Consider the following 2,863-nt stretch of genomic DNA (forward strand, 5'->3'; position numbering starts at 1 on the left):
TTTACTGTGACACTTCGTGAACTTTCCGGCAGCCCGAATCCGTAATACTCTCAAAGGAGTTCTTTGATGAAATTACCCGGCGGCCAACTCCGACAGGTTTTGCGGCGCCTGTTCCGTTCGCCGATGTTCACTTTTGTGGCGATTCTGACGCTGGCGCTCGGCATCGGAGCAAACACCGCCATCTTCAGCGTCATCGATGGCGTGCTGCTCAAGCCGCTGTCCTATCCCCACCCGGAACAATTGATCAGCCTCTCGCTGACCGCGCCATGGATTAACATTCCAGAGCTGACCGATTCTCCTTCCGTCTACTTCACCTTTCGCGGTCAGAACCGGAGTTTCGAGGACGTCGGTGTCTTCACGGGCAATACCGTAAGCGTAACCGGCATTGCGGAACCTGAGCAGGTGCGGTCTCTTCTGGTTACGGACGGCGTGATTCCGATCCTGGGCATTTCTCCTGCCTTGGGACGTTCCTTTACGCGCAAAGATGATTCGCCCGGCAGCCCAGACACCGTCATTCTGACGCAGGGTTATTGGCGGCGCAGATTCAGCGGGGATCGTTCGATTATCGGCCGGCGCATTCTGATCGACGGCAAAGCGCGAGAGGTAATTGGGGTGATGCCGCAAAACTTCCGGTTCCTGGATATGGACGTCGCGCTGATCCAACCTTTTCGATTCGACCGGAGCAAGACGTTTCTCGGCAACTTCAGCTTCGAAGGACTCGCGAGACTCAAGCCGGGCGTGACTTTGGCGCAGGCCAACGCGGATGGAACACGCATGCTGCCGATCGTCAACAGGAGTTTTCAAGCTCCCCCCGGCTTCAGCGCGAAAATGTTTGAGCAGGCGCGTATTGCTCCCGCATTTCGGCCATTCAAACAAACCATGATTGGCGATGTGGGCGCCGTTTTGTGGGTATTGATGGGAACCATCGGCATTGTGTTGCTCATCGCGTGTGCAAATGTAGCGAATCTTCTTCTGGTGAGGGCGGAGTCGCGGCATCTCGAACTGGCCATTCGCGCTGCGCTCGGAGCAAGCCGGGCGCGTATCGCCGGCGAACTTTTGCTCGAGAGCATGACTTTGGCCGCGCTAGGCGGCGCGTGCGGTCTGCTGGTTGCGTTTGGCGCGCTACGGCTGCTTGTGGCGATGGCTCCCGCCGGACTTCCACGCCTGGCTGACATCGGTATCGACGCACCGGTCCTCGCGTTCAGCCTGGGGGTGTCCTTGCTAGCTGGTCTGTTGTTCGGTTCGATACCCGTCTTCAAACACGCGGGTGCGCGCTTGGGGACCGGTATGCGGGAAGGCGGACGCGGCCTTAGCCAGACGAGAGAACGCCATCGGGCGCGGAATGTTCTGGTAGTGGCGCAGGTCGCTCTCGCACTGGTTCTACTCATCAGCTCAGGCTTGATGATCCGCACCTTTCGGACGATGATGCGGATTCAGCCCGGTTTCGCGGATCCGGCTCATGTGCAGACGTTCACTGTCTCCATTCCGGAAGCGCAGGTAAAAGATCCTGAAAAAGTTCTGCGCATGCAGAACGACATGCTCGACCAGATCCGGCGCGTGCCGGGCGTCTCCTCAGCCGGCATGACATCGGCGCTTCCGATGGACGGGAACAGCAGTTCCGATGTCCTCTTTGCGCGGGATCGGGTTTACAAGGAAGGGCAGCTTCCGCCGATCCGCCGCTTTGTGTTCATCTCACCGGGGCTGCACGCAACACTGGGCACACCGCTCATGGCCGGCCGCGATCTCACCTGGACGGAAATTTACGGCCATGCGCCCGGAGTTCTCATTTCTGAAAGTTTTGCGCGTGAATATTGGCGCACACCCGCCGGCGCGCTGCACCAGCAGATTCGCGAGGGCATGAACGATCCATGGCGCGAGATCGTCGGCGTGGTGGGAGACGTCTATGCGGACGGTGTAAACAAGAAACCACCAACAACCGTGTATTGGCCGCCTTTGCTCGATAATTTCTGGGGCGATAAGCAATCCATTCAACGCGGTATGTCCTTCGTCGTGCGCAGCCCACGCGCTGGGTCTGAAAGTTTTCTCAAGGAGATCCGGCAGGCGGTGTGGTCGGTGAATCCCAACGTTCCCGTGGCGGTCGCGCGTACGCTCGATCAGATCTATCGAAAGTCGATGGCGCGTACCTCGTTCACGCTAGTGATGATGGCGATCGCAGCCGGCATGGCTCTCCTACTCGGAGTCGTGGGGATTTATGGCGTAATTGCCTATTCGGTTTCGCAGCGGACCCGGGAGATTGGCATCCGCATGGCACTCGGGGCGCGGCGGCATGAATTAACGGCGATGTTTGTCCGGCATGGAATACTCCTGACTGGCGCCGGGGCAGCCATTGGGTTGATTGTCGCTTTCGCGGTGATGCGGCTGATGTCGTCGCTGCTGTTTCACGTGAGTCCGGCGGACCCGCTCACCTATTTAGTGGTTTCGCTGGGGCTCGTCGTAATTGCGGCGCTCGCAAGCTACTTGCCTGCGCGCCGCACTGCGGGGGTGGATCCGTCGGAAGCTCTTAGGGCGGAGTAGTTACTGGCGGAGAGGGGATTCGAACCCCGGTCGAACTCGACGGCCGGCGTCAAACGTGCGGGAACGATCACGACAACACAACGTTTAAACCGGCAGATGCAAGACGCGCGGCTGTGCACGTGTCAGCCAGCTGCGGGTTCGCCACCTTGCTTACTTGGTGAGATCGGCTCGCCGACGCAAGATGAGAAGGACAAACACGCCGGCAGCCATATAGCCTAACGAAACTGGCTCCGGAACGGAAATCGCGAAGACGGCCAGGTTACTTCCCTCGAGGCGTCCGTTGGGATTATCGGACGACGTGTTGACGAACTCGCCTAGCCCAGTTGCC

General features: G+C 59.2%; 1 protein-coding gene. It reads left to right on the forward strand.

Features of this window, described 5'->3' with window-relative positions; genetic code table 11:
• The first annotated feature begins 66 nt into the window (after nt 1–66).
• Entirely contained in the window at nt 67–2,535 is a 2,469-nt protein-coding gene (locus VGK48_10020) for an ABC transporter permease (GenBank protein HEY2381500.1), read from the forward strand.
• Nucleotides 2,536–2,863: the final 328 nt, after the last annotated feature.

This window comes from Terriglobia bacterium, assembly GCA_036496425.1.
Classification (GTDB): Bacteria; Acidobacteriota; Terriglobia; order 20CM-2-55-15; family 20CM-2-55-15; genus 20CM-2-55-15.

Coding starts and splice junctions, on each gene's coding strand:
- VGK48_10020 (HEY2381500.1), top strand. CDS start 67: ATGAAATTACCCGGCGGCCAACTCCGACAGGTTTTGCGGCGCCTGTTC.